Genomic DNA, 22,701 nt, shown 5'->3' with positions numbered 1-22,701 from the left:
AATTCGGGGTATGGTTGGGACCAACGCCTCAGAAAAACCTTGCGCTTAAAACGGCAAATTGTCAAGGTCTACATTTCCGCCACTAAGGATGATTCCTACCGTCTTGTTGGTTACAACGACCTTGTTTTCGAGAATGGCTGCCAAGGGGACAGCAGAAGATGGTTCCACAATGATTTTCATACGTTCCCAAATCATGCGCATGGCCTGCACAATGCCACGTTCCGAAACGGTGACAATCTCATCGGTCTTGCGCTGAATGATGCTAAAATTCATTTCGCCAACCGAGGTCAGCAAGCCATCGGCAATGGTTTTGGGGTTGACTGACGGAATCAGCTTGTTGGCATGAAACGAGCGATAGGCGTCATCGGCTCCTTCGGGTTCGGCAGCAATCACCAAGCCTTTGGGGTTCAGCTCGCGCCCGGCAATGGAAGTTCCACTCAACAGGCCACCTCCACCAATGGGGCAGAGCAGAATATCCAGCGGCCCTGTTTCCTCCAGCAGTTCTTTGGCCGCTGTTCCTTGTCCGGCAATCACCTCAAAATTGTTGTACGGATGAATTTCTGTCGCTCCGGTTTTAGCCGCTATTTCGGCCAGTGTTGATTCGCGGCTGGCCAGCGTAGGTTCACAAAAGGTGATTTGAGCACCATAGCCTTCCACCGCCTTTTTCTTGATGGAAGGGGCATTGCGGGGCATCACAATGTAAGCGGGGACTCCTCGCATCCGCGCTGCCAAAGCCAAAGCTGCCGCATGGTTTCCGGAGGAATGCGTGCATACCCCACTCGCCACCTGCTCGTCGCTTAATGAAAACACCGCATTGCAGGCTCCCCGAAATTTAAAGGCACCTACTTTTTGCAGGTTCTCACACTTAAAAAACAGCTGGGCACCAGTTATTGCGTTAAGCGAACAGGAAGTGAGCACCGGCGTACGATGCACCAGGGACCGAATCCTTTCATGCGCTTGAACCACATCTGTGTAATCGGGTAATTTCATAAAATAAGAACTAAGACTCTTAGATACTAGATTTTAGACACTAGACTTAAGAATATTTGATCCACTCAACGCAAGAAATAGAATATAAGCGTCAACTCTCCAGTGCCTTCGCCTGAGCCTTGTTTACGTTTATTAGTGCACAAGTACAGAAGATGCCAGGTTTCCTTTCTCCTTTCTTCCGGGAATCGTCAATTCCGCTTTGCTCTCCGCCCTATGCCAGTTTCTTACAAACATGAATAACAGGCTCTGCTGCCGCCAAGCCGACCAACTGGGGAACAATTCGTGTAAAATGTTCCGACGCCATATGTTTATCCAATAGCGATTTGCTTTCCCATTCTTCCACCATCATCAGCACCTCGGGGCTTTGGCGGTCCTGCACCAACTCATAGTTGATGCATCCTTCTTCTTTTAAGGTCCCCTGAACCAGCTCTTTCGCTAAGTTTAAGAAAGGATCAAATTGGGTATCCTTTACCGCAAAGCGGGCAACTACTTTTATTGTACTCATCGGTTGTATTTGATTTTGTTGTTGTTTTTAGTTTCAGGTTCAGCTTTCTCCCTTCTCCGGTTTCCATACATCATTATCCCATACGGGCAATCAGACTGGTCAGGATCAAGGTCATGGAAGGCTCAGAACGCATAGCCACTTCCTGCACTTCTTCGTGCGATATTTCAACAATTTCGCCAGGCACTCCGCTATCAGTTACGATGGAGATGCCAAACACCTTCATATCCATGTGGCGGGCAACAATAACTTCGGGAACGGTGGACATGCCCACCACATCGCCACCCAAAATGCGGAACATTTTGTACTCGGCCGGTGTTTCGAAAGTTGGTCCCTGCACCCCCAGATACACCCCTTCCTTCACTTCAATTTTGTTTTTCAGGGCGATGAATTTGGCTTGATCGCGCAGTTCTTTGCAATATACCTGGCTCATGTCGGGGAAGCGTGGCCCCAGCTCATTTTCATTTTTGCCATGCAGCGGATGCTCCGGAAACATGTTGATGTGGTCGCTCATAATCATCAGGTCGCCCACTTTGTAGTCGGGGTTCAGCCCTCCGGTGGCATTAGAAACAATCAGGTTACTGACACCCAATTTCTTCATCACCCTCACCGGGAAGGTCACTTCCTTCATGGAATAGCCTTCATAATAATGAAAACGTCCCTGCATAGCCAGAATTTTCTTACCCCCCAGCTCACCATAAATTAAGGTGCCGTTGTGTCCATCAACCGTCGATACCGGGAAGTTCGGAATATCCTTGTAGGGGAACTTCTTTTCAATGGCTATTTCATTCACCAGGCCGCCCAATCCGGAGCCCAGAATGATACCTACTTCAACTTTGCCTTCGATACGTTCGCTTATGTAATTCGCGGTTACTTCTATTGTCTTTAACATAGCCTACAATTGTTTTGTCAAAACTTTTCCCTTCGTGATCAAGGAATTTAATTTTCAGTGGAATATAATAGAACTGGGCTTGAATCGCATCCGGAAAGCTTGTTTCATCCCGAAGTCGCATGGCATCTTTTTCCGTTGTCAGAATAAGCGGATTTCGATCCTGATACTTAGCCAATCGCTCTTCAATCATTTTTAAATCCTTGGCTGTAAAATGATGGTGATCACCGAAGATCAGCTCATCAATAAGCGCAAACCGCCCGGCTACGTACTTCTGCCACAACTGTGGATTCGCGATCCCCGACAGTAGAATAACCGGCCGCTTTAACTCTTCCTCATCAAGCGGTTGTTGAACACTATCCGGAAATACGGGCATGGGATCGCCGTAAACCATGGTGGTGAAATACAAGGACTGATAAGGCCGAAGGTTGACATCTTTCATGATGATCCGTCGGGTAATCGGTGTAATTTCATCCGGACATTTGGTATACACAATGATGTTGGCTCGCCGGCGCTGGTACTTACGCTCGCGCAAGCGGCCCACCGGCAGCAGTTCATCCTTATCGATCGGACGATTATAGTCGATCAGCAAAATGTTAATTCCCGGACTAACTTTGCGGTGTTGAAAGGCGTCGTCGAGCAAAACAGCATCAGGTGAATTGGCTTCATCTTTCAGCAATTCCTGAATTCCGCGCACGCGCTTTTCATCAACAGCTACTGTTACCTCCGGAAATTTTTGCTTAATCTGAAGCGGCTCGTCTCCTACTTCCCGGGCTTGCGAACTGGTTTCCACCAGCCGGAACCCTTTGGTCTTGCGTTTGTAACCCCGACTAAGCGTAGCCACCTGTACATGCTTCTTCAGCAACTCCACCAGATACTCGGTATGAGGCGTTTTACCGGTTCCTCCTACAGTAATGTTACCAATGGAAATAACCGGTATCTCAAATTCGGTTGACTTGAATATTTTGTAATCATACAGGCTGTTTCGGATGTAAACGACTAAACCATAAATCCATGAAAAAGGGTATAATAAAATTTTTAGCATAGTTGAATTTTGTTCTACGAAGTTATTAAAATTCGCACATAAAAAAAGAAGCTGCTACGGGAACAACTTCTCATTTTAGTCTTGTTTACCAACCGGAATAGTTATTGGGCCAACACTTAAAAAAACCGAACCTGCCCAAGTTAACCTTAGTCTAGCTGAATATCATATGGCATGCGGGCCAGCACACCGCGCGTTTGTTTAATACGTTTCAGATGCTGATAAACCGGATAAGCTTCGCCCAGCTCCTGCTGCATTAACCACATGCGTGCCGATCCCGACATCTCTTTCAACCATTCTTCAAAAGGATCTTTAATTTCGGGCAGCGACTTAATACGATAACGATCCAGACCGGCCAATTTTTTCGCCAGCTGAATGGCATCATTCACGCCACCATACTGATCAACCAAGCCAATTTCCAAGGCATCAGGACCAGCCCACACCCGTCCTTGCCCCACTTCATCAACCGCCTCCATAGTCATGTCTCGACCTTCGGCTACGCGCCCGGTAAACGTTCGGTAACCTTCTTCAATATAGTTTTGCATCAGTGCTTTTTCGAAGTTTGTAAGCGAACGGGTAAGCGATAAGATATCGGAATGCGCATTGGTGTTCACCACATCCTGCGTAATACCCAACTTATCGGTCATCAGCTCACCGACATTCGGAATCACCCCAAAAATACCAATGGAACCGGTAATGGTGGTCCGATCGGCCAAGATGGTATCGGCAGCAGCAGCAATGTAATAACCGCCTGAAGCAGCCACATCCCCCATCGATGCAACTACTGGCTTGGTCTCCGCAGCCAGTTTTACCTCCCGCCAAATCACCTCCGAACCGTAGGCACTTCCTCCGGGTGAGTTGATGCGTAACACGATGGCTTTGATAGAGCTGTCGCGACGAGCCTGACGAATAGCGCGGGACAATTCCTCCGAGTCAACCCCTTCCGTTCCGGAACCGGGCATATCGATACCACCACTGGCATAAATCACGGCAATTTTATCACGTGCCAAGCCTTTTCCGTCCGTTGGTGCAGGCACCCGCGCATAATCATCCACATCAATCGAGCGGACATCCTTGCTTTCACGGGTTCGCGTCAGTTGTTTTAAATCATCGATTACCTGATCCTTATATTTCAAGCTGTCGACCAAGCCATTTGCTAAAAGGTAATCGGCCAATTGAAAGGTCGTCACCCCGTCAGCCAGGTCATTCAGTCTCTCCACCGAAATTCCGCGTGAAGCAGAAATATCTTCCAACATCTGGCTCCACAAACTGCCAATGTATTTCTCTGTCTGCAAGCGGTTTTCAGGACTCATCTTTTCCAGCAGGTAAGGCTCAACAGCCGCTTTAAATTTCCCATGGCGGATCACCTGCATTTCGATGCCTACTTTTTCAAGCGCATTCTTAAAAAACAAGCGCTGGGCACTCAGCCCCTTCAGTTCTAACATACCTTTCGGATTCATCACCACCTGATCGGCCACCGATGCCAGGTAGTAAGCTTTTTGCGACAACGCTTCGCCATAGGCGTAAATAAATTTGCCACTTTCTTTAAAATCCAGCAAGGCATTCCGTATTTCCTCCACAGTAGCCAGACCGGCATTTACCATTGATGGATTAAGGTAAATCCCTTTAATTTTATTGTCTGTCTTGGCTTTCTGAATGCAGCTCAGAATATCATCCAAGCCAATTTCTTTAGTACCTGAAAAGCCGGGGAGATCCAGATCGCTAAAAGGACTTTTATTGGTTCGCTCTACAATTTGCTGTTCCAGGCGAAGAATCAGAACGGTCTTATCTTTGATCGCAACAGTCTTCTCGCTCATAGAAACTAAAGACGATAAAATCCCAATGGATAAAATGGTCATTAAAAACCCGGCAATCATCACACCCACAATTGTTGCCAGCGTGTACTTCAAAAAACTCTTCATAATGCTAAATTATATCTTGTCGTTTCTAACTTTGTATTTTTTATGGATATGTACGAAAATACACAATTCGTAACAATAATAGTCTAAACATGGCGAAGGTTTTTTTGCTTTTAGGAGGTAACTTAGGAAACAAAAAAATGATTTTCAATCAGGCTGTTGCGCTGTTGGAAGCATCGGTTGGGCAAATCGTCCAACAATCATCCATATATGAGACCGAACCCTGGGGGTTTGAGTCGGATGATTTGTTTTGGAACCAAGTAGTGGTGCTTGAAACCAACTTAGAAGCTAAGACCGTGCTTGAAAAAACTCAACAGATTGAACATAGTCTGGGGCGGGTGCGTCATGCGGAGCAATACAGCTCGCGCCTAATAGACCTCGACATCCTGCTTTACGATCAACTCGAGATGCAAAGTTCTACGCTTGAAATCCCACATCCACGCATGGGCGAACGTAGGTTCGTACTGGCACCGCTGGCTGAAATTGCCCCCGGATTCATTCATCCCGTTTTCAAAAAAACAGTGGATCAGCTGCTTTCGGAATGCCCGGACCAGCTGGCGGTCAAAAAACTGGAAGCCTGATTCATCAACACAGCAAACATTTCCATTTTCCTTCAGAATAAGTTCTTTCAAAAAAATACTAACTTGTTGCGCTAAACAACTAGTTCGAACTAAAATCTTAAAAAAACGCGATGGCCAAACGAACACCATTCCCTAAAGTTTTTTGGGTAGCAAACACCATTGAAGTGTTGGAACGCTTTGCCTACTATGGTATTTACATGAGTTTTGGAATTTACCTGGGCCAACTGGGATTCTCTAAAGGAGACTTAGGTGCCATTCAAAGTATTTTCCTGGCTCTTTCCTATTTGATCCCGCTGTTTTCAGGAACTTTTGCTGACCGGTACGGCTTCAGAAAGATGCTGATTATTTCGTACATGGCCTATCTTCCGGCCATTTTACTGCTTATATTAACCCAAACGTTCAATGGGATTGCCCTGACCATGCTGACCATTGGTTTTGCTGCCGGTATTTTTAAACCCCTGATTTCTTCTACGGTAAGAGCTACTACCGACTCGACCAACAAGACGCTGGGCTTTGGCATTTTCTACCAGATGGTTAACCTGGGCGCCTCCTTTGGTCCCATCGTGATGGGGAAACTACGCGGCTGGTCATGGGATTATGTGTTTTACACCGCTGCCGCCACCGTGGGGTTAATGTTTATTATTACCCTGCTTTTTTATAAAGAACCCGACCGGGAACTGGAAGGAGTTACCCTTCGCCAAAAGTTCAAAGAGATGGGCGAAGCGCTTTCCGACATCAAATTCCTGAGTTTTCTAATCCTGCTGGGAGTCTTTTTCTGGCTTCCCTTTTGGGCCTTTTTCAATGTGCTGGCAGTTTACATCAACGAATACCTGAATACCGTCTCGCTTTACGAATCCGTTCGCATGGTAACCGGCACCGGAATCGCACAGTTCATCTCGAGTCAAGAAGACGGCGTATGGCGGATTAACGCAGAAGCCATCTCGCACACCGGCTACATCATCATTGTTTTTCAACTGCTCATTTCTCGAATTTTTGAAAAACGAGCAGCCATTCCATCCTTTATGATAGGCATGCTGATTGCAGCTTCCGGGTTTGTCGTGCTGGGACTTTCCGTGACTTCTGCAAGTGGACTGGTATTTCTTGGTGTATTTTTATTTGCGGTAGGCGAAATGATTTCCTCACCACGAATTCAGGAATACATCATGTGGATTGCCCCCAAAGAAAAAGCGGGTCTATACATGGGTACCAATTTTCTGGCCACCTTCATCGGGGCCACACTCAGTGGTGTTTATACCTGGCTGATGGGAATCTATGAATCTGCAGGGCACCCGGAGTACATCATGTACACACTCACGGCACATACCCTGCTGGGGATTTTCGCCATTTATATATTCGTTAAAAAGCTAGGCGAATTTCAGGAACGGACCGAGTAAAAAAATGATCCAATCAATTGAAGACATAAAAAAACCGGGAAGATCCCGGTTTTTTCTTTTTATAAACGATTATATTGTTTGTTCGCTATTTTCTAGTGTGAATCAGCTTTGGGTCCAAAAGCCAAATCACCGGCGTCGCCTAATCCGGGAACGATGTATGACTTTACGGTCATTTCATCGTCAATAGCACCAACCCAAAGTGTTACATTCTTAGCCTTTATATTTTCCTGAACGTATTCGACTCCTTTTTTACTGGCAATAATAACAACCAAGTGTACATGAGTAGGATCACCTTTCTGCAAAAGCGCTTTATACCCCATTTCAATAGATGCACCTGAAGCTAGCATGGGATCGGAAAGAATCGCCACTTTTTCATTCAAGTCGGGAGATGCCAGGTATTCAAACTCAATATGAAACTTGCCCTGATCGTCGTACTTGCGGTAAGCAGAGATAAACGCGTTTTCAGCCCGGTCAAAAATATTCAGCAACCCTTGCTGAACAGGCAAGCCGGCCCGTAAGATAGTTGCCAATACCGGCTGCTGCTGCAGCGTCGGAACTTTAGCTACACCTAGTGGTGTTTTAACTTCTTTTACTTTAAAATCTAGTGTTTTGCTGATTTCGTACGCAAATATCTCGCCAAAACGCTGCAAGTTCTTCCGAAATCGAAGAGGATCCTTCTGAATTTCGTGATCACGTATTTCTGCAATGTATTGATTGAAAATGGAATTCGATTCGCTCAGGTTGATAACTTTCATGTCCAAAAAATTTTGCCGAAAATAACGATTTTTTTCTTCTTGGAGGAGATTACGTGAAGATAAAATCCCCTTCTCCATCTTGAATCTTACGCATTGCCGCAGAAATAGGGAAAGAAGAATAAATTCCTTGTTCTATTTTTTTATGAAACAGAAATGGGTTCGCATGTTTCTGAATCTTTTTAGCCAGTTTTGGTTCCAAAATTGTCAGCATTTCAATTTTTTCCCTGACCGATAGTTGAATCAGGAAACGCGCGGCAACCCGAAGCGAATCCGGAGGTAACTGCATATGAACCGTCTTTAAATGTCCGTCGCGAATGGAGTAGATCAGAAAGCCAATCAGACGTCGCCCCTTCATGAATTTTACAGTCTTGTAATGAAATTGCCTGGCAAAAGACGAGAATGGATAATCTGCAATCAATTCCTTATTCGAACTTGAAACCCAGGGATAGGCAAAAATCCATTCCAACTCTTTTTGCCCCCGTTCAAACAAATAACCATCCTTTTTAGCTTCTACCAATTTGTAACACGCCGCATCCGGAAAATCTAACACATCAATATTAAGCTTTTTCCAGCGACGAGGATGGTACAATAAGCGCATCAAGCTAGCCAAGAGATAAATGAAAAAATCAACGATCTTAAAGAGAAAAGTCATTCCTTTAAAACGGTCACCCAACAAATCAGCGGTTCTGACAAAAAAATAAAAACGCTGACCATCTTCCAAAAAAATCGGCGTAAACTGTTCCGATTTTAAATAGACTTGAAGCGAAGCGGGTGCATAGTTGGTGAACAGTAATCGGTCACCCCAATCTTTCATTACCTCAGCTAGCAATTGTGTGGAATACCCCCTACGTCGATAATCAGGATGAACCCAGCTGCCGCTCAGCCAGGCAATTCGCTTGCTTTGATTCATCAAGCCGGCAGAGAAAAGGGATCGAAAGGCAATCAGTTTGTTGTCATCGTGAAACAGGTAAAGAACCGGATCATCCGCCTCCGCATGCGGATTATTAACGTAAGAAGCTACCCGGGCAGGACTGATGGGTTTTGTTTCCAATTCCCGAAAAAAATCACTCCCCAAGAAAGTTTCTAACTCCCGCAACCGAATCTTTTTCAATTCCATTATCTATTCTCGTTTTACCACATGTTTATCGACCAATCGTTTCAGCTGAAACGACAAAAATTCCATTTTCACCAGTTGGCTGGCGCAATCAAACCCCTCCTGCTCCATGGCCAATCGTTGATAGTGTTTCTTTTCCGGATCGAGCTTTAGTCCGGCCGTTCCAAAAGTCAAGTCGCACAAGCGCTCCCGCCTAATGGCATCGAATACAAAACGCGACACACCATCGTCAGTAAACGGAAAAGCAAACGCCTTAATCGCCGGCGAAAAATTAGCGGTCAGCCACTCCATACTTTCTCTTATTTCATCAAGCTGACGCTCCTCGTCCAACAGCCAAAACTCCGGATGATCCCAGCTATGAGCCCCCAGCGTAAAGCCATCCTTTTCCAGTTGCTGCAACTGCTCTAAAGTCATGTATGGGTTTTCCTTTTGCAAATACGCCTCCCAATCCAACCCCACATCTTCCGCCATCTGATCCAGCGACAGCAAGTCGGCATACGTATTTTGCAAATCAGAGGAAACCCCTTGCTTTGCAAAGAATTGATGGAGCACCGCGGCCTTGTACCGATGAAAAAGATCGTGATTATCAACAAAAGCCGGGTTAATAAAAAAAGTAGCCGGCACACCTTTCGCTTTTAGAATAGGGGCAATAACCTCGTAACACTCCCGCAAACCATCATCAAAACTGAGGTGAAAAGTATTCCTCAGACTATGTCCCTTATGTAGCTCATCAAGCGATATGGGTTCAAAATGATCCAGTAAAAAATCCAAATCCTTTTTGAAACGACTGATGGATGGAAAACGGTAGTTGTACTGAAACGGGTGTTTCCGATCACTCACTAAGTGATAAAAAGGAAGCAACACAGGCACCTCCTCCCCCGAACTTAAACGGGCAACGGAAAGTGGCTTGGCTGCCACCGTTAATATTTTGCTTTTAAAATTCATTTTTTAAACCATTTTAGCCACCATGGCAACCGGTTAAACCGATAGTGATGGTATTTTTCGGGGGTGGCCCCAAAACCTTTATACAACCGGACAACTCCCGGAATTTGCGATCCTTCAAAATCTAACAGAAAGTCTTTGCCGGCATTTTCCTGAATGAACCGATCGATCAGAAAATACATCGCCTGATATTTTTTGCCTTCCGCACTGTTGGCGGCATTCAAGTAGGTCACTCGGTGTTTATCCCGAATGAAAAAAGCAGCCGCACAAAGTTGGTTGTCTGAAGAGTAAACACCATAAATCTGCCCCAAACTGCGAGTTAATGAAAAAGCCAGAATGTTTCGTAGCTTCTGCAATTCCCTCTCCGACAAGCGGACCTGCAAATTTTTCTTTTTGAAACGAATATATTCTTCGGCCGAAATGCTTCTCACCAAATTCAGTTGTTGCTTACGGGCTTTTTTCAACTTACGATTGGCATGTTTAGAATAGTTTCCGGCAATCAGCTCGTAACGATTCTGCAGCGACAGCATCAAGTTTTCGCGCTCTTCATACGCTCCAATACTTTCAACTGGCAGCTGCATGGCATTCAGGTTGATTTCTGCAAATGGAAATAGCCGGGCCACTTCCTGAATAAACTGTTGACTGATTTCTTTGGTCGGAGTTGGAAAGATCCCCAACTGCTGACAAAACAAGGGTTGATACAAATAGCTAATTCCAAGCTTTCGACGAAAAGTAAGCGGCATTACATAACGATAATCACCTATCACCAATGCATCCCAACGGTCGCAAACCTTATCGAGATACCACGAGCGGGCATAAATCAAGGCATTCGGCGCATCATCCATGCACCGATCCCATTGATCGGTATCCATCTCCTCATGTTTTATGTAAATAATTTTTTTCTGATTCATCCTTGTATTTAATCGCCTGTTCTGTCATTTGTTCGAACACTGTCCGCCATCCCTCCCATTCCCCTCGGTCGCTCAGACTTTCATTATGCCATAAACATATAAAAGTTCCCCCGCATTTTCGAATTTCCTGCATTAATTTTCCGATGACCAGCCAGGCTTCGTCGGGCGAAAGCTTCAGGTAATTTTTAAGCGTCACATCCATCAGCTGAAAAGGATGAATTCGGAGCTTGGTCTGCTCCTCCTTTTTCAGATCATAAAACCAAAATGCGCTTGATGTGCCAGCCCTGAAACCAAGCTGATCGGCATAGCCCATGGTGTAATCATCCCGAATGCCAGCCTTTATTAGCCGTCGGTAAGTGGTGGGAAGTTCCAGTCGCAAAAAATGCTGACGCGAAGCCCGCACCTTTTGCTGGGTGATGGTCTCCAGATTACGAATTTCCTGTTTGAGTTCCCTTTTTCTTTTGGTCGATCGGTAAGAAGGATGAATGCCCAGCTGAAAGTCGGCGCTCAAATCTTTCACTAGCTTCCTCAGCTGCTCATTTTGGGGCGACACATTCCGGTCGTATTTACTTTTTTTACTCAGCAAAAGAAAAAGATGAAGTAAGTCCTTTCGCTCCGCATACAACTCACGAATGAAATCATACGTGTCATATGGATCCTGCTTTTCGCCGTAAAGAACTCGCAATCGTTCCATAAACTGATGCGCGTTTCCCAGCAGCAAGCTATGAGCCAACGCACCTGCCGTTCGGAATAAGCCTTTATTTTTATAAGCCCAGGCATTGTCAATATCAATGGTTGAAAGAAAATCAAAACGAGGTGACTCATACTTAAAGCCGGGGTATTGGCTACTGATTTTTTGAGCGATGAGCTTTGCCCATTGGTTGACGATCGGTTTATCGAGCAAATGATTTCGATACAACACACTGTGATGCGACGGATAACGGCAATGTTCGTCCAGCTCCCGCATCAGGTATTCTTCATATCGGCTAAGCAAATAAAAGCTGGCCGCAAACGGATCAAACGGGAAAAAGGAATCAGCCGAAGATTCAAAAAAATACACTTCATCCTTATAATTCACTGCTTCGAGGCTATGGAAATTAATTGTATGCTGAAAAAGAATCGGGTGTGGATGCATCTTCAGCGGACAATCGAGTGGAAGCAAAGAATAATTAATCTTCGGAAATTGGCTGGTATTAAACTCCTGGAGATCCGTTGTAAGCGCAAAAGGAACGCCTAAAATTTCCTTAAAAATGAAATCGAAGGTGTACTGTACGCGATTGGTTATTTCCTGAGCAAATACAAGCAGCATGATTTGGTCTTAAAGTAAAGCTTCATCAGCAAAGCTAAGATACTGATCTTGGGCGATAACTATATGATCAAGCACACTAATTTCCATTAGCGTTGCTGCATCCTTTATTTTCCGGGTTACATTCTTGTCGGCTTCACTGGCTGCACAATTCCCCGAAGGATGGTTATGGCATAAAATCATAGAACAAGCTAATTTTTCGAGTGCTATTTTTAAAATCAGCTTCACATCAATCACCGTTCCGGTAATGCCCCCCTGACTAACCATAAATTTATCAATGACCGTATTGGATCGATTAAGAAGCAGAATCCAGAATTCTTCATGAGGAAGATCTTCTAACAAAGGACGGAAATAATTGGCAGCATCACTGCTATTGGTAATCATGGTCTTGGCCGAAGTGCCTTGTTCCTTTCTTCGTCGCCCCAGTTCAAGAGCAGCCATAATATTCACCGCTTTGGCCTCTCCAATGCCATTGAAACGAAGTAAATAAGAGGCATCTTTTTTACTCAAGGTCGATAAGTCATTGTTGACTGCTCCCAGGATTCGGCGTGAAAGTTCGACAGCCGATTCTTTCGTATTGCCCGAGCCAATCAGAATAGCCAGCAATTCGGCCTCCGACAAGGAGCGCGTCCCCTTGATTAGCAACTTTTCCCGGGGGCGGTCTTCAACAGCCCACTCCTTGATGCTTGGTTTCTTATACATGGTTTTACATTTGCAATAAACCAAGTTATGAAGAATGATAGAAATAATGAAATCACGACTTCGGTTCAGAGCAAAAAAAAAGCCTCTTCTTTCGAAGAGGCTTCCCTAATATCTTGTGTTTGCTTATAACTTACTAACGTGAGAAGCTAACTTTGACTTCAAATTGGCTGCTTTATTTTTGTGAATCAAATTCTTCTTAGCCAACCGATCAATCATAGAAACAACCTTAGGAAGTTGAGCAACAGCTGCTTCCTTTTCGCTTATTGCACGAATATCACGAAGCGCATTACGCATAGTCTTGGCAAAGTACTTATTCTGTACTTTCTTTTTTTCGTCTTGACGAATTCTTTTTTTAGCCGATTGATGATGTGCCATTTTCTGTTTCTTCTGAATAAATAATTAGTAGCCCGTAGGGGATTCGAACCCCTGCTACCAGGATGAAAACCTGGCGTCCTAACCCCTAGACGAACGGGCCATTATTTTGTTTTCCTGAAATTGGAGCTGCAAAAGTAAATCTTTTTTTTTAGTCTCCAAATATTTTGTCAGGAATTTTCTCTCTGAAATCGGCTGCCCTACTTTTAGGGTGGCTGTTTTTTGATTTCAGCGATGCAAAGAAATGGAAGATTTTTCAAACTTCAAAACAAAAAATGAAAAAAATTACTTCCATTCTACAATTGTTCCTCGCTCGCAATTCAACAGCTCTTGGGGCATCGCAGCTGCCATCTCTTTCCAGAGCAAGTCAACCAGCTTATTCTTAGCAAAATGGCGTGAATACACTAAGCTTACTTCGCGTAAAGGCGTGACATCAGAAAAATTCCGAACGTGCTTCCTCCTATTTTCCGACATATCCACCGTGGCCAATTCCGGAATCAGCGTGATGCCTCCCTCTTTGTCAATAATGTTCATGAGTGTTTCCAAAGAGCCCGCTTCAAAATGAAAAGGGAGCTCCTGGTTCGACGCTCCTTTAAAGGAGCAGAGGTTGATAACCTGATGACGGAAGCAGTGTCCATCGCTCAGCAGCCAGATTTCAGGCGTCGCAATGTCTTTCACCTTTACCTTCTCTTTACTGTATAGCGGATGACCTTCGTGAGAATAAAGCATCATTTCCTCGTAAAAGATCGGTCGTTCATTAATCTTATCTTCCTTAAGCGGAGTAACCAGAACCCCCACATCCAACAAGTCACGTTTTAAATGGTCCACTATATTCTCAGTTGTGAGTTCCTGAACTGTAATCAGAATATTGGGGTATTTACGTTTATAGTTGCCAATGAAGAGCGGCAGCAAATAAGGAGCCAGCGTGGGAATAATGCCAATCTTCAGTTCTCCGGAAATTAGATTTTTGTGATCTTTTACAATGTCGTTAACCCGCTCTGATTCCTGCAAAACAATTCGGGACTGCTCGATGATCCGTTTGCCAACATCGGTCGGAATCAGCGGCTGTTTGCTTCGGTCGAAGATAATAATCTCCAAATCTTCTTCCAGCTTTTTAATCTGCATACTGAGGGTTGGTTGCGTGATAAAGCAATGCTCGGCAGCGCGACCAAAATGCCGAAACGTATCAACAGCAACAATGTATTCCAACTGAGTTAATGTGATCATGGTTTTTCCTATTTAAACTTGCTACTTGCTAAAAATAGGAAAAATAGACAAGAAGTAAACTTAATTAATGAAAAGTTGCTGACGTAACCATTCAAAAAGAGTAACACTTAACGCGTGAGATATATTCATGGATTTACACCGCCCGGTCATGGGAATGTGGACACTCAGAGCACAGCGAGCAATATGTTTTTCCGGAAGACCGTGCATTTCGCTTCCAAGCAGAAAAGCTATTTTATCAGGCAGTTTCGTAGTAAAGACATTGGTGGACTCCTCGTTGGTTTCAATGGCAACAAGGGCATAATCCTTCGGAATAGATTGAAAAAACACCTCGGAACTCACTGCTACCAACTTAACGTTTTTATAGCTTAAGCCAGCTGTTTTCTTGATGCTGCTCTCGCGCTTGGGATTCTCATCGTCCAATAAGTACAAGGTATCTCCACCAACATTATCCACCAAGCGCATCAAACTTCCCACATTTTGCGGGTTCTTAACTTTCAGAGCCGCAACAATCGGCTTATGAGCTGGCTCGGGATAATGCTGTGACTGAAAAAAAGCGACTGAATTTGTTTCCATCCTGACATTTATTAATTTTCTTTGAAGTATTGAAAGTACGAAGAAACTTATGAAAATGCATTTTTCCATGATCCGGAATCGATTTTTTTTGATCGTTACGCTTGCCTGCCTCCTGTTTTCCTGTGGAAAATCGGAGAAAGAACTGGCTGCTGAGAAGCTTTCCTTTGCTGAACGCCTTTACCAAAATGGAGATACCACAGAGGCCTTACAACAGCTGGACACCTTGCAACTGAAGTACAAAGGAGCCATTCAGGCGCTGGTGGAAGCCGATAAGTTCAGGAAGAAAATTTATGGTGACCTGTTTTATAAGAAGCAGGATGAGATGGACTCGATGAAAGTAATTCTAGAGGAACTGGAGGGTAAGTTTGTAACCGAGAAAACGGAGTTTGACCGCTACACGCAATACATTCATAAACGACAGGAATTCAAACGACGCTGGAATAAATCATTTATCCAGATCCACCTGGATGAGCGGGGGGAGTTGTACATTTCGAGCAACTACTATGGCGACCAATGGCTTGAACATACTGGTCTTCGGGTATACGACAACGACATTCAGGCTAAAACGAAGAAAGTACCACTGGACAATGTACTCAACCACCGCAGCGATTTTCTGGAGACCAAATGGGAAAAAGTCACCTTTCGCGATGGGGCCGACAATGGTGTAATTGAGTTTATAGCTGAACATGCAGACCGTAATTTAAAAGCCGTATTTCTGGGTTCGCGCTACTACTACATCATTCTGGAAGACTATGACAAGCAAGCCATGAAAGATGCCTTGAATTTATCAAAAGCGCTGAAACGTAAAGCCAAGCTCGAGAAAGAAATTCAGTCACTTCAATCTAAAGTGGGTTAAGCCTTGAGTCTTGCTGGGCTCAGGTTAAAGTAAGCATTATTTGAATCACCGGCAAATAGTACCTGCCTACGAACAATTTCGTTAAAACATGAAGGCTGCTGATTAGCGGATTTTCTCAATCTGCTCGGGAGGCTGAGCCAGAATAGCTTTGCGCCCGTTGATCACGATAGGCCGTTGCAGCAGTTGCGGGTGTTTCGATAAAATATCGATCCACTCTTCATCGGGAATGGACTTTCCTTTGTATTCATGCTTATACAAGCTTTCCTGAGTCCGGACCAGCTCAAAAGCCATCATGCCCGACTTAGACAAAATCGACTTAATCTCTTCGGGACTAATACCTTCTTTCAGGTAATTTCTTACGTCAATCTGATAGCCGTTTTCTTCAAGGTATTTTAAGCCTGCACGACTCTTTGAACATCTTGGATTATGGTAAATTTTCATGGTTACTTGATGTTTTTGTTTGATGTACTGGTAATAATCCTCCTGCGCCCGGAACCTCCCTTCCATATCTTGTCTATTATAGGTATTTGACAATCCATTGTCCAGAATCCGCGACTTCGTATTATCACGCAACTGTATCTTAAGCATTTCACGCAATTCTGCCTTCAAATCCGGATCATAAATAGGGCAAGCCACTTCAATCCTTCGGTTCAAGTTACGTGGCATCCAGTCGGCCGATGAAATAAAAAGTTGCTCATCGCCACCATTTCCAAACAAGAAAATCCGGGAGTGCTCGAGGTATTTATCAACAATACTGATGGCTTCAATGTTTTCATGCACCTCGTTCAACTCTGTAAGCAAACCAAAAATACCGCGAACAATTAATCGAACTTTGACTCCTGCACGGGCTGCCTCATATAACTTATCCATCATTTCCGGATCGATCAGGCTATTCATTTTAAGCAGCATATACGCTCGTTTGCCTGCTTTTGCCAAGGCTATTTCCTGATCAATCTTTTCTGTAAAAATGCTACGCATCGAGAATGGACTAACCACCAAATGCTTGTAATTGCTAATCCGGTAGTTGTGCTTAAAAAATCCAAACAGGCGAGCCACTTCATCGGCTATTCGCGGATCGGCAGTCATCAAACCATCATCACCATAAACCCGGGCCGTGCCCTCATGAAAGTTTCCGGTCCCCACATAAGCGTAATTTCGGAATGCGTTTTTTTCCTTACGCCGAATCCAGGCCACCTTACTATGTACTTTCAGACCGGGAACCCCATTGACCACGTGCGCTCCTTCTTCCTGCAATTTGTTGGACCAGTAGATATTGGCTTCCTCATCAAAACGAGCCTGTAATTCAATCACCACCGTCACCTTCTTCCCATTCCGAATGGCATTGAGCAGGGCATTAACCACCCTTGAATTGTCGGCTACCCGATAGATGGTAATGCCAATCTCTTTGACTTTCGGATCGATCGCTGCTTCACGAAGCAAATCAAGAAAATGACTAAAACTTTGATACGGATAATGAAGCATGACGTCTTTTTGGCGCAGACGCTTTAAAATACTTTCATGCTGCTTCAGCTCTTTATGCCGAATCGGCGTCAGTCGTTTATAATAATGATGAGCTTGTCCTATCTCCGGAAAGTCCATAAAATCCTTATGGTTGTGATATTTACCTCCTGGAACCCGATTATCCGAATCCAGTTTCATTTTTTTAACAATAAAGGTCAGCAGGTCTTCTGGAATTTCCTTATCGTACAAGAGCCGCACAGGTGTCCCCACTTTCCGTTTTTTCAAGCTGGCTTCCATCTTTTCAACAAAGCTTTTTGAGATATCATCATCCAGATCCAGCTCAGCATCACGAGTTACCTTGATGGTATAAGCCTCAAAATGGTCGTAATTGAATAGCGGAAAAATATCCGGAAGGCTGAAGCGGATCACATCATCCAGCATGATCACATATTTTCGTCCATCTTTCTCGGGCAACACCAAAAAGCGTGACAACGAAATATTGGGCACACGGATCAAAGCGTAAGCAAACTTCTCAGGACGATCTTTTCGCGAGAGCTTAATGGCCAAATAAACCGACCGATCGCGCAGATACGGAAATTTATTCTCCTTGCTCAACATGATTGGAATCAGATTGGGCAGCACCTTCTCTTTAAAGTAGTTTTTGACGAAAACAACCTGCCCTGGAGACAAATCTAATTCATCGATTATCAGAATATTTTCTCGTCGAAGCTCCTGTATAATTTTCCGAAATATCTCCTGCGACCGTTTCTGATGAGAAACCACAGTCTCCATGATCTTTTCATGTAATTCTTCCGGTTTGATGTTACCAATAAGTGTTTCATCATTGCCAAAATCAACCATCCGCCTCACCGAAGCTACCCGTACGCGGAAAAATTCATCCAGATTATTGGAGAAAATTCCAATAAAACGAATGCGCTCAAAAAGTGGAACTGTGGGATCTTCGGCTTCCTGCAATACACGGGCATTGAAAGAAAGCCAACTAATTTCGCGATTGATATATGGGTTGCTTTTCTTTGTCATATTCTAATTCATTTTAGAGGATAGCCTGCCTAGGGTGAAGGTATTAATTTATCTTTACCTAAAGATGCAAAAAAGTTTCTGCATTTTTCACATCCAAGGCAAGTTCGTTTCAAGCTCGAATGTCAGAAGATAGCATAAATTCCATCGGAAGAGCCTTCTGACTTGCCAAAAAAAAACAAATCAACTTCCCCACATGGAGGCATCCTCTCATTTAATAACGCGAAGCTCAGCAAGCGACTTATGCAAAATATGCCAAAGTCATCAGTCAAGCAACTAACGCACAAAACAGCCGTCGTGTTCACTATTAAAAAGTACGATTGGATGGACAGCGGACATATTCGCCTGTTGTAGAGCCAACAAAGCAGCAAATATATTCTTTTTCAAGTAGCGTTTTTTTTACTGAACAAATGCTTCACCGGCGGGGAGAATTCGCTTGGTATTCGTCCCCGCCCATAAAACTCAAGTCTCAATTAGTCTTTACTAAACTCCATTAGGTAGGCTTTCATAAACCCATCGATTTCCCCGTCTAAGACAGCCTGAACATTACCCGTCTCAAAGCTGGTCCGGGTGTCTTTTACCATTTTATAGGGCTGTAAAACATAAGAGCGGATTTGCGATCCCCACTCTATTTTTTTCTTGGTCGACTCAATTTGCATTTCCGCTTCCCGCAGTTTGCGAAGTTCCAACTCGTATAACTGTGACTTTAGCAAGCGCATGGCATTTTCTTTGTTGGCCAACTGCGATCGGCTTTCGGTGTTTTCAATAACAATGCCGGTAGGAGCATGCCTCAAGCGCACACCGGTCTCTACCTTGTTTACATTCTGGCCACCGGCCCCTCCCGATCGGAACGTGTCCCAGCTAATATCTGCCGGACTAATTTCAATCTCAATGGAATCATCCACCAGCGGGGCCACAAACACCGAGGTGAAAGAAGTCATTCGTTTATTCTGGGCATTGAAAGGCGACAAGCGCACCAAGCGGTGTACTCCGTTCTCACTTTTCAGATAGCCATAAGCATAATCTCCATCAAACTCAATGGTGCAGTTTTTTACGCCCACTTCATCGCCGGCGTTATACTCAGAAACAGTCACCTTATAGCCTTCTTTCTCACCCCAGCGCATATACATACGCATCAACATTTCGGCCCAGTCATTACTTTCGGTACCTCCGGCTCCGGCATTTATCCGAAGGATGGCCCCCAGCTTATCTTCGTCTTTCCGAAGCATATTGCGAGTTTCCAGATCCTCAATATGACGTAGCGTTTTTTGAAACTGTACTTCTGTCTCTTCTTCACTGGCCTCGTCGGCCTCGAAGAATTCGTAGAGCACCTGCAAATCTTCCAGAGCCTGCCTCACATTCTGAAAACCTTCGGTCCATACTTTGATGGATTGTATCGTTTTCATCTGCTTCTCAGCTTCTTTGGGATTATTCCAAAAATCCGGATCTTGTGTTTTGAGTTCTTCTTCTTGTAGTTGAATTAATTTTGCATCGTAGTCAAAGATGCCTCCTCAGAGCATCTCTGCGCTCTGCTAGCTCTCTAAGCTGCTCTTTCTGAATCATGATTATCTGTTTTGATTGATCACAAAAATAGGAAAACGCCCGAGATTAATCAATAAAAAAACGGACAGTCCTTTTCAGGAAGCTGCCCGTTTTGAAAATAGGTATATTGGGTTTTACTCGTTCCAAACTACGACCTCAGTAGTGACTGCTTTCGCTTGCATATTAACACCTGACTGCCCCGGCTCGTATTTAAACGCGTGCAACTCAATAGTATAGCTCTCATCCAATGACGGAGTGAAATCACTAGCCCATCCTGAACCTGATGCTTTAACAACGAACTCTTCAGTGTCTCCTTTGAGAGCATTAGGAGATTGGAAGATCTGCGTCTTGTCTTCGTCATTCTCATACATTTTAACAACAATGTAATCAGCACCTTCAATTTCAGTCCAACTTAAGGTCATTTCTACCTTATCAGTATCAAACGTGTACGCAATACCATCCGTTGGATAAATCATATCCTCAGTCAAGTTATCAATTGCCTTTTCAGTTTCGGCAGACTCAGCTAGAATATCGAAGTTATAAGCTCCCACGAGTGGCTTTTCAGTCGTAAATTCGTCCTCTGGAGTCTGGTAATAGAAATCTAAACTATAACCTTGAAAAGCTTCCAAAGTATATTCAGTGTCATTATCCGATGTTACACTTACACTTTTAATTGGTTTATTTGCAAATACGTGCAACGCCAATCCGTACAATGTATCTACTTCATTCTCTGTCTCTACTGTTTTGGAAATCACAAACGCGTCAGATGAAGAGTCAAATGCAACTTCTTCTGATTCACAAGCAACGAATCCAAACATCATCGCAATTGCTGCAATAGGAATAAATTTTTTCATAGTGTTCTAAATTCTATAAATTTTGTTTTAAATGTTCAAGATAGATGGACAACGAGGCAAAAGGTTGCGGCCAGCAATTAAATTCTTTACAAATTTTCTCCAACACATCTATTTCCAAGCCAGACGACCACGCCCACCCCCCCAGATACGAAACTCAATTACAGCCATCTATAAAGCTATCGATTGCGAAAATCAAACAATAAAAATTTAAATCGTTCTATACTGAGTCTTTTAAGGCTAATCTAATTTCTGCTTTCATCTTCAAAAATCGACGAAACGATCGGAACATGCTAACCCTGATTTGCAAAAGCGACTAAATACAGCAACAGACCACTCAACATACAACACTGGCAATCAAACAGATCAATGACTAGCTTTGTTGTAAAAACCACAACCATTGACACACGAAACGACTTCCCGGAGTACCAATACCACTAACCGCTGATTTTTTTTCGGCTAAATAGTACTAGCTGACGCTTTGCCCCAAGACCCCAGCTTGGTATCTTCAATGCCCCTTACAAAACTTGGGCGGCACAGTCGGAAGTCTAAATTTCAAATTTCGCCTCCAAAAAAACGCTTATCCTTTTAAAACTCAAGAGTGGTTATTTCATTTGAAAAAATAAAAGTATATCTTTGCGCCACAATTAAAAAATTGTTTATCAATTAAAATTAATTCACATGCCAGCAAAAATCAGATTGCAGCGACATGGTCGCAAACGTTTAGCATTCTACCACATTGTGGTAGCTGATAGCAGGGCACCACGAGATGGTCGTTTAATTGAAAGGATTGGATCTTATAATCCAAATACAAATCCTGCTACGATCGATCTTGATTTTGATAAAGCTTTAGACTGGCTTACAAAAGGTGCTCAGCCAACAGACACTGTAAGAGCTATTTTATCTTACAAAGGAGTATTGTACAAAAAACACCTCATGGGTGGTGTTGCCAAAGGTGCTTTTGACGAAGCAGAGGCAGAACGTCGTTTTGACGCTTGGTTAGCCGATAAAGAAGCTAAAGTTCAAGCAAAAAAAGATCGTTTAACTCAAGATTCAGATTCGTTGAAAGCGAAACAATTAGAAGCTGAAGCAAAAGTGAACGCCGACCGGGCTGAAGCCATTGCTAAGCGTAATGCCGAATTAGCAGCCGAAGCTGAAGCAGCTAACGCTCCTGAAGAAGTAGAAGCGCCAGCTGAAGAGGTTGTAGCTGAAGAAGCTCCTGCCGTTGAGGAAACTCCGCAAGCAGAAGCACCTGCTGCTGAAGACAAAGAAGAAAAGAAAGCTGAATAAGCATTTTCTTTGTCTGCAAAGGGAAACAAAACAGACCCAAATAAAAAGGGGCTGAACTTAAATAAGTTCAGCCCCTTTTCTTATCTATGTTTCCGTATTAGAGTAAAGCATCAACCTTCGTTGCCAATGCTGCCTTAGGTGCTGCACCAACATGCTTATCGACCACTTCTCCACCTTTAAAAAACAAAATGGTTGGGATATTACGGATACCAAACTTCATGGCTGTTTCAGGATTACTATCCACGTCCACTTTGGTGACTAATATTTTCCCGTCATAGTCTTGCGACAATTCCTCAACAACTGGAGCCACCATGCGGCAAGGACCACACCATTCAGCCCAAAAATCTACTAAAACTGGTTTGTCTGACTGAAGAACAACTTCTTCGAAATTTGCATCATTTACTTCTTGTGCCATAATCAATATTTTTTAATCTATTATTCTAT

At 43.9% G+C, this 22,701-nt stretch carries 22 protein-coding genes and 1 tRNA gene; 4 read left to right on the top strand and 19 right to left on the bottom strand.

Going from position 1 to position 22,701, the window contains the following annotated elements:
• Positions 1-45: 45 nt before the first annotated feature.
• The 5 genes from ACUNWA_RS00815 to sppA form a co-directional block, all read right to left on the bottom strand.
• Positions 46-990 (bottom strand): pyridoxal-phosphate dependent enzyme, encoded by a 945-nt coding sequence (locus tag ACUNWA_RS00815; protein WP_445589970.1) that lies wholly within the window; start codon positions 988-990, stop codon positions 46-48.
• Positions 991-1,201: 211 nt separating this feature from the next.
• Positions 1,202-1,495, bottom strand: a complete 294-nt coding sequence (locus tag ACUNWA_RS00810; protein ID WP_445589969.1) for a putative quinol monooxygenase — start codon at positions 1,493-1,495, stop codon at positions 1,202-1,204.
• Positions 1,496-1,568: 73 nt separating this feature from the next.
• Complete coding sequence (locus ACUNWA_RS00805; RefSeq protein WP_445589968.1) at positions 1,569-2,384, bottom strand: purine-nucleoside phosphorylase; 816 nt, start codon at positions 2,382-2,384, stop codon at positions 1,569-1,571.
• On the bottom strand, positions 2,323-3,426 hold the full coding sequence (gene lpxK, locus ACUNWA_RS00800; RefSeq protein ID WP_445589967.1) for a tetraacyldisaccharide 4'-kinase: 1,104 nt from the start codon (positions 3,424-3,426) through the stop codon (positions 2,323-2,325). The genes ACUNWA_RS00805 and lpxK overlap by 62 nt, the downstream gene beginning before the upstream one ends.
• A gap of 146 nt (positions 3,427-3,572) precedes the next feature.
• The gene (sppA, locus tag ACUNWA_RS00795) at positions 3,573-5,345 is read right to left on the bottom strand and encodes a signal peptide peptidase SppA (protein ID WP_445589966.1); all 1,773 of its coding nucleotides are present in this window, start codon (positions 5,343-5,345) and stop codon (positions 3,573-3,575) included.
• A gap of 89 nt (positions 5,346-5,434) precedes the next feature.
• Between sppA and folK the strand changes: the two genes are divergently transcribed.
• Positions 5,435-5,923 carry a 2-amino-4-hydroxy-6-hydroxymethyldihydropteridine diphosphokinase gene (gene folK, locus ACUNWA_RS00790; RefSeq protein ID WP_445589965.1) on the top strand — a complete coding sequence of 163 codons (489 nt, stop codon included), beginning with the start codon at positions 5,435-5,437 and terminating at the stop codon, positions 5,921-5,923.
• 110 nt (positions 5,924-6,033) lie between these two features.
• Entirely contained in the window at positions 6,034-7,317 is a 1,284-nt protein-coding gene (locus ACUNWA_RS00785) for an MFS transporter (RefSeq protein ID WP_445589964.1), read from the top strand.
• 92 nt (positions 7,318-7,409) lie between these two features.
• On the opposite strand, the gene upp is transcribed toward ACUNWA_RS00785, so the two are convergent.
• The 10 genes from upp to ACUNWA_RS00735 form a co-directional block, all read right to left on the bottom strand.
• Entirely contained in the window at positions 7,410-8,072 is a 663-nt protein-coding gene (upp, locus tag ACUNWA_RS00780) for a uracil phosphoribosyltransferase (protein ID WP_445589963.1), read from the bottom strand.
• A gap of 49 nt (positions 8,073-8,121) precedes the next feature.
• Positions 8,122-9,189: a GNAT family N-acetyltransferase gene (locus tag ACUNWA_RS00775; RefSeq protein WP_445589962.1), complete on the bottom strand. Its 1,068-nt coding sequence runs from the start codon at positions 9,187-9,189 to the stop codon at positions 8,122-8,124.
• A gap of 3 nt (positions 9,190-9,192) precedes the next feature.
• Positions 9,193-10,131: a polysaccharide deacetylase family protein gene (locus ACUNWA_RS00770; protein ID WP_445589961.1), complete on the bottom strand. Its 939-nt coding sequence runs from the start codon at positions 10,129-10,131 to the stop codon at positions 9,193-9,195.
• A complete protein-coding gene (locus tag ACUNWA_RS00765; protein ID WP_445589960.1) occupies positions 10,128-11,000 on the bottom strand; it encodes a hypothetical protein in 873 nt (290 codons plus the stop codon). The genes ACUNWA_RS00770 and ACUNWA_RS00765 overlap by 4 nt, the downstream gene beginning before the upstream one ends.
• 4 nt (positions 11,001-11,004) lie before the next feature.
• Positions 11,005-12,348 (bottom strand): polysaccharide deacetylase family protein, encoded by a 1,344-nt coding sequence (locus ACUNWA_RS00760; RefSeq protein ID WP_445589959.1) that lies wholly within the window; start codon positions 12,346-12,348, stop codon positions 11,005-11,007.
• 9 nt (positions 12,349-12,357) lie between these two features.
• Complete coding sequence (radC, locus tag ACUNWA_RS00755) at positions 12,358-13,047, bottom strand: RadC family protein (protein WP_445589958.1); 690 nt, start codon at positions 13,045-13,047, stop codon at positions 12,358-12,360.
• Positions 13,048-13,170: 123 nt separating this feature from the next.
• Positions 13,171-13,422, bottom strand: a complete 252-nt coding sequence (gene rpsT / locus ACUNWA_RS00750) for a 30S ribosomal protein S20 (RefSeq protein ID WP_445589957.1) — start codon at positions 13,420-13,422, stop codon at positions 13,171-13,173.
• Between the two features lie 28 nt (positions 13,423-13,450).
• Positions 13,451-13,522 (bottom strand) — tRNA-Glu (locus tag ACUNWA_RS00745).
• Between the two features lie 182 nt (positions 13,523-13,704).
• Positions 13,705-14,646, bottom strand: coding sequence for a hydrogen peroxide-inducible genes activator (locus ACUNWA_RS00740; RefSeq protein ID WP_445589956.1), 942 nt, complete (start codon positions 14,644-14,646; stop codon positions 13,705-13,707).
• Positions 14,647-14,706: 60 nt separating this feature from the next.
• Positions 14,707-15,219: a TrmH family RNA methyltransferase gene (locus ACUNWA_RS00735; protein WP_445589955.1), complete on the bottom strand. Its 513-nt coding sequence runs from the start codon at positions 15,217-15,219 to the stop codon at positions 14,707-14,709.
• Positions 15,220-15,286: 67 nt separating this feature from the next.
• On the opposite strand from ACUNWA_RS00735, the gene ACUNWA_RS00730 reads away from it, so the two are divergent.
• Positions 15,287-16,075, top strand: a complete 789-nt coding sequence (locus tag ACUNWA_RS00730) for a hypothetical protein (RefSeq protein WP_445589954.1) — start codon at positions 15,287-15,289, stop codon at positions 16,073-16,075.
• A gap of 102 nt (positions 16,076-16,177) precedes the next feature.
• Here ACUNWA_RS00730 and ppk1 read toward each other — a convergent pair whose 3' ends face one another.
• The 3 genes from ppk1 to ACUNWA_RS00715 all read right to left on the bottom strand — a co-directional run bounded on the left by ppk1 (position 16,178) and on the right by ACUNWA_RS00715 (position 20,970).
• Positions 16,178-18,577 (bottom strand): polyphosphate kinase 1, encoded by a 2,400-nt coding sequence (ppk1, locus tag ACUNWA_RS00725; RefSeq protein ID WP_445589953.1) that lies wholly within the window; start codon positions 18,575-18,577, stop codon positions 16,178-16,180.
• Between the two features lie 470 nt (positions 18,578-19,047).
• Positions 19,048-20,137 (bottom strand): peptide chain release factor 2 gene (prfB, locus tag ACUNWA_RS00720; RefSeq protein WP_445589952.1). Its coding sequence is split into 2 segments (ribosomal slippage): positions 19,048-20,073 and positions 20,075-20,137, totalling 1,089 coding nucleotides; the frame shifts between segments, so codons are not numbered across the junction.
• Between the two features lie 113 nt (positions 20,138-20,250).
• Positions 20,251-20,970, bottom strand: coding sequence for a hypothetical protein (locus ACUNWA_RS00715; protein ID WP_445589951.1), 720 nt, complete (start codon positions 20,968-20,970; stop codon positions 20,251-20,253).
• 678 nt (positions 20,971-21,648) lie between these two features.
• On the opposite strand from ACUNWA_RS00715, the gene ACUNWA_RS00710 reads away from it, so the two are divergent.
• Positions 21,649-22,257, top strand: a complete 609-nt coding sequence (locus tag ACUNWA_RS00710) for a 30S ribosomal protein S16 (RefSeq protein WP_445589950.1) — start codon at positions 21,649-21,651, stop codon at positions 22,255-22,257.
• Between the two features lie 97 nt (positions 22,258-22,354).
• Here the strand turns inward: ACUNWA_RS00710 and trxA are convergent, their stop codons facing one another.
• Positions 22,355-22,672, bottom strand: coding sequence for a thioredoxin (gene trxA / locus ACUNWA_RS00705; RefSeq protein ID WP_445589949.1), 318 nt, complete (start codon positions 22,670-22,672; stop codon positions 22,355-22,357).
• Positions 22,673-22,701 lie beyond the last annotated feature (29 nt).

The organism is Sunxiuqinia sp. sy24 (assembly GCF_052677165.1).
This window is presented reverse-complemented; position numbering and strand designations above follow the sequence as displayed.

Excerpts from the sequence above, each read along its gene's own strand:
- ACUNWA_RS00815 (WP_445589970.1), bottom strand. The coding sequence starts at position 990 with ATGAAATTACCCGATTACACAGATGTGGTTCAAGCGCATGAAAGGATT.
- ACUNWA_RS00810 (WP_445589969.1), bottom strand. The coding sequence starts at position 1,495 with ATGAGTACAATAAAAGTAGTTGCCCGCTTTGCGGTAAAGGATACCCAA.
- ACUNWA_RS00805 (WP_445589968.1), bottom strand. The coding sequence starts at position 2,384 with ATGTTAAAGACAATAGAAGTAACCGCGAATTACATAAGCGAACGTATC.
- lpxK (WP_445589967.1), bottom strand. The coding sequence starts at position 3,426 with ATGCTAAAAATTTTATTATACCCTTTTTCATGGATTTATGGTTTAGTC.
- sppA (WP_445589966.1), bottom strand. The coding sequence starts at position 5,345 with ATGAAGAGTTTTTTGAAGTACACGCTGGCAACAATTGTGGGTGTGATG.
- folK (WP_445589965.1), top strand. The coding sequence starts at position 5,435 with ATGGCGAAGGTTTTTTTGCTTTTAGGAGGTAACTTAGGAAACAAAAAA.
- ACUNWA_RS00785 (WP_445589964.1), top strand. The coding sequence starts at position 6,034 with ATGGCCAAACGAACACCATTCCCTAAAGTTTTTTGGGTAGCAAACACC.
- upp (WP_445589963.1), bottom strand. The coding sequence starts at position 8,072 with ATGAAAGTTATCAACCTGAGCGAATCGAATTCCATTTTCAATCAATAC.
- ACUNWA_RS00775 (WP_445589962.1), bottom strand. The coding sequence starts at position 9,189 with ATGGAATTGAAAAAGATTCGGTTGCGGGAGTTAGAAACTTTCTTGGGG.
- ACUNWA_RS00770 (WP_445589961.1), bottom strand. The coding sequence starts at position 10,131 with ATGAATTTTAAAAGCAAAATATTAACGGTGGCAGCCAAGCCACTTTCC.
- ACUNWA_RS00765 (WP_445589960.1), bottom strand. The coding sequence starts at position 11,000 with ATGGATACCGATCAATGGGATCGGTGCATGGATGATGCGCCGAATGCC.
- ACUNWA_RS00760 (WP_445589959.1), bottom strand. The coding sequence starts at position 12,348 with ATGCTGCTTGTATTTGCTCAGGAAATAACCAATCGCGTACAGTACACC.
- radC (WP_445589958.1), bottom strand. The coding sequence starts at position 13,047 with ATGTATAAGAAACCAAGCATCAAGGAGTGGGCTGTTGAAGACCGCCCC.
- rpsT (WP_445589957.1), bottom strand. The coding sequence starts at position 13,422 with ATGGCACATCATCAATCGGCTAAAAAAAGAATTCGTCAAGACGAAAAA.
- ACUNWA_RS00740 (WP_445589956.1), bottom strand. The coding sequence starts at position 14,646 with ATGATCACATTAACTCAGTTGGAATACATTGTTGCTGTTGATACGTTT.
- ACUNWA_RS00735 (WP_445589955.1), bottom strand. The coding sequence starts at position 15,219 with ATGGAAACAAATTCAGTCGCTTTTTTTCAGTCACAGCATTATCCCGAG.
- ACUNWA_RS00730 (WP_445589954.1), top strand. The coding sequence starts at position 15,287 with ATGATCCGGAATCGATTTTTTTTGATCGTTACGCTTGCCTGCCTCCTG.
- ppk1 (WP_445589953.1), bottom strand. The coding sequence starts at position 18,577 with ATGACAAAGAAAAGCAACCCATATATCAATCGCGAAATTAGTTGGCTT.
- ACUNWA_RS00715 (WP_445589951.1), bottom strand. The coding sequence starts at position 20,970 with ATGAAAAAATTTATTCCTATTGCAGCAATTGCGATGATGTTTGGATTC.
- ACUNWA_RS00710 (WP_445589950.1), top strand. The coding sequence starts at position 21,649 with ATGCCAGCAAAAATCAGATTGCAGCGACATGGTCGCAAACGTTTAGCA.
- trxA (WP_445589949.1), bottom strand. The coding sequence starts at position 22,672 with ATGGCACAAGAAGTAAATGATGCAAATTTCGAAGAAGTTGTTCTTCAG.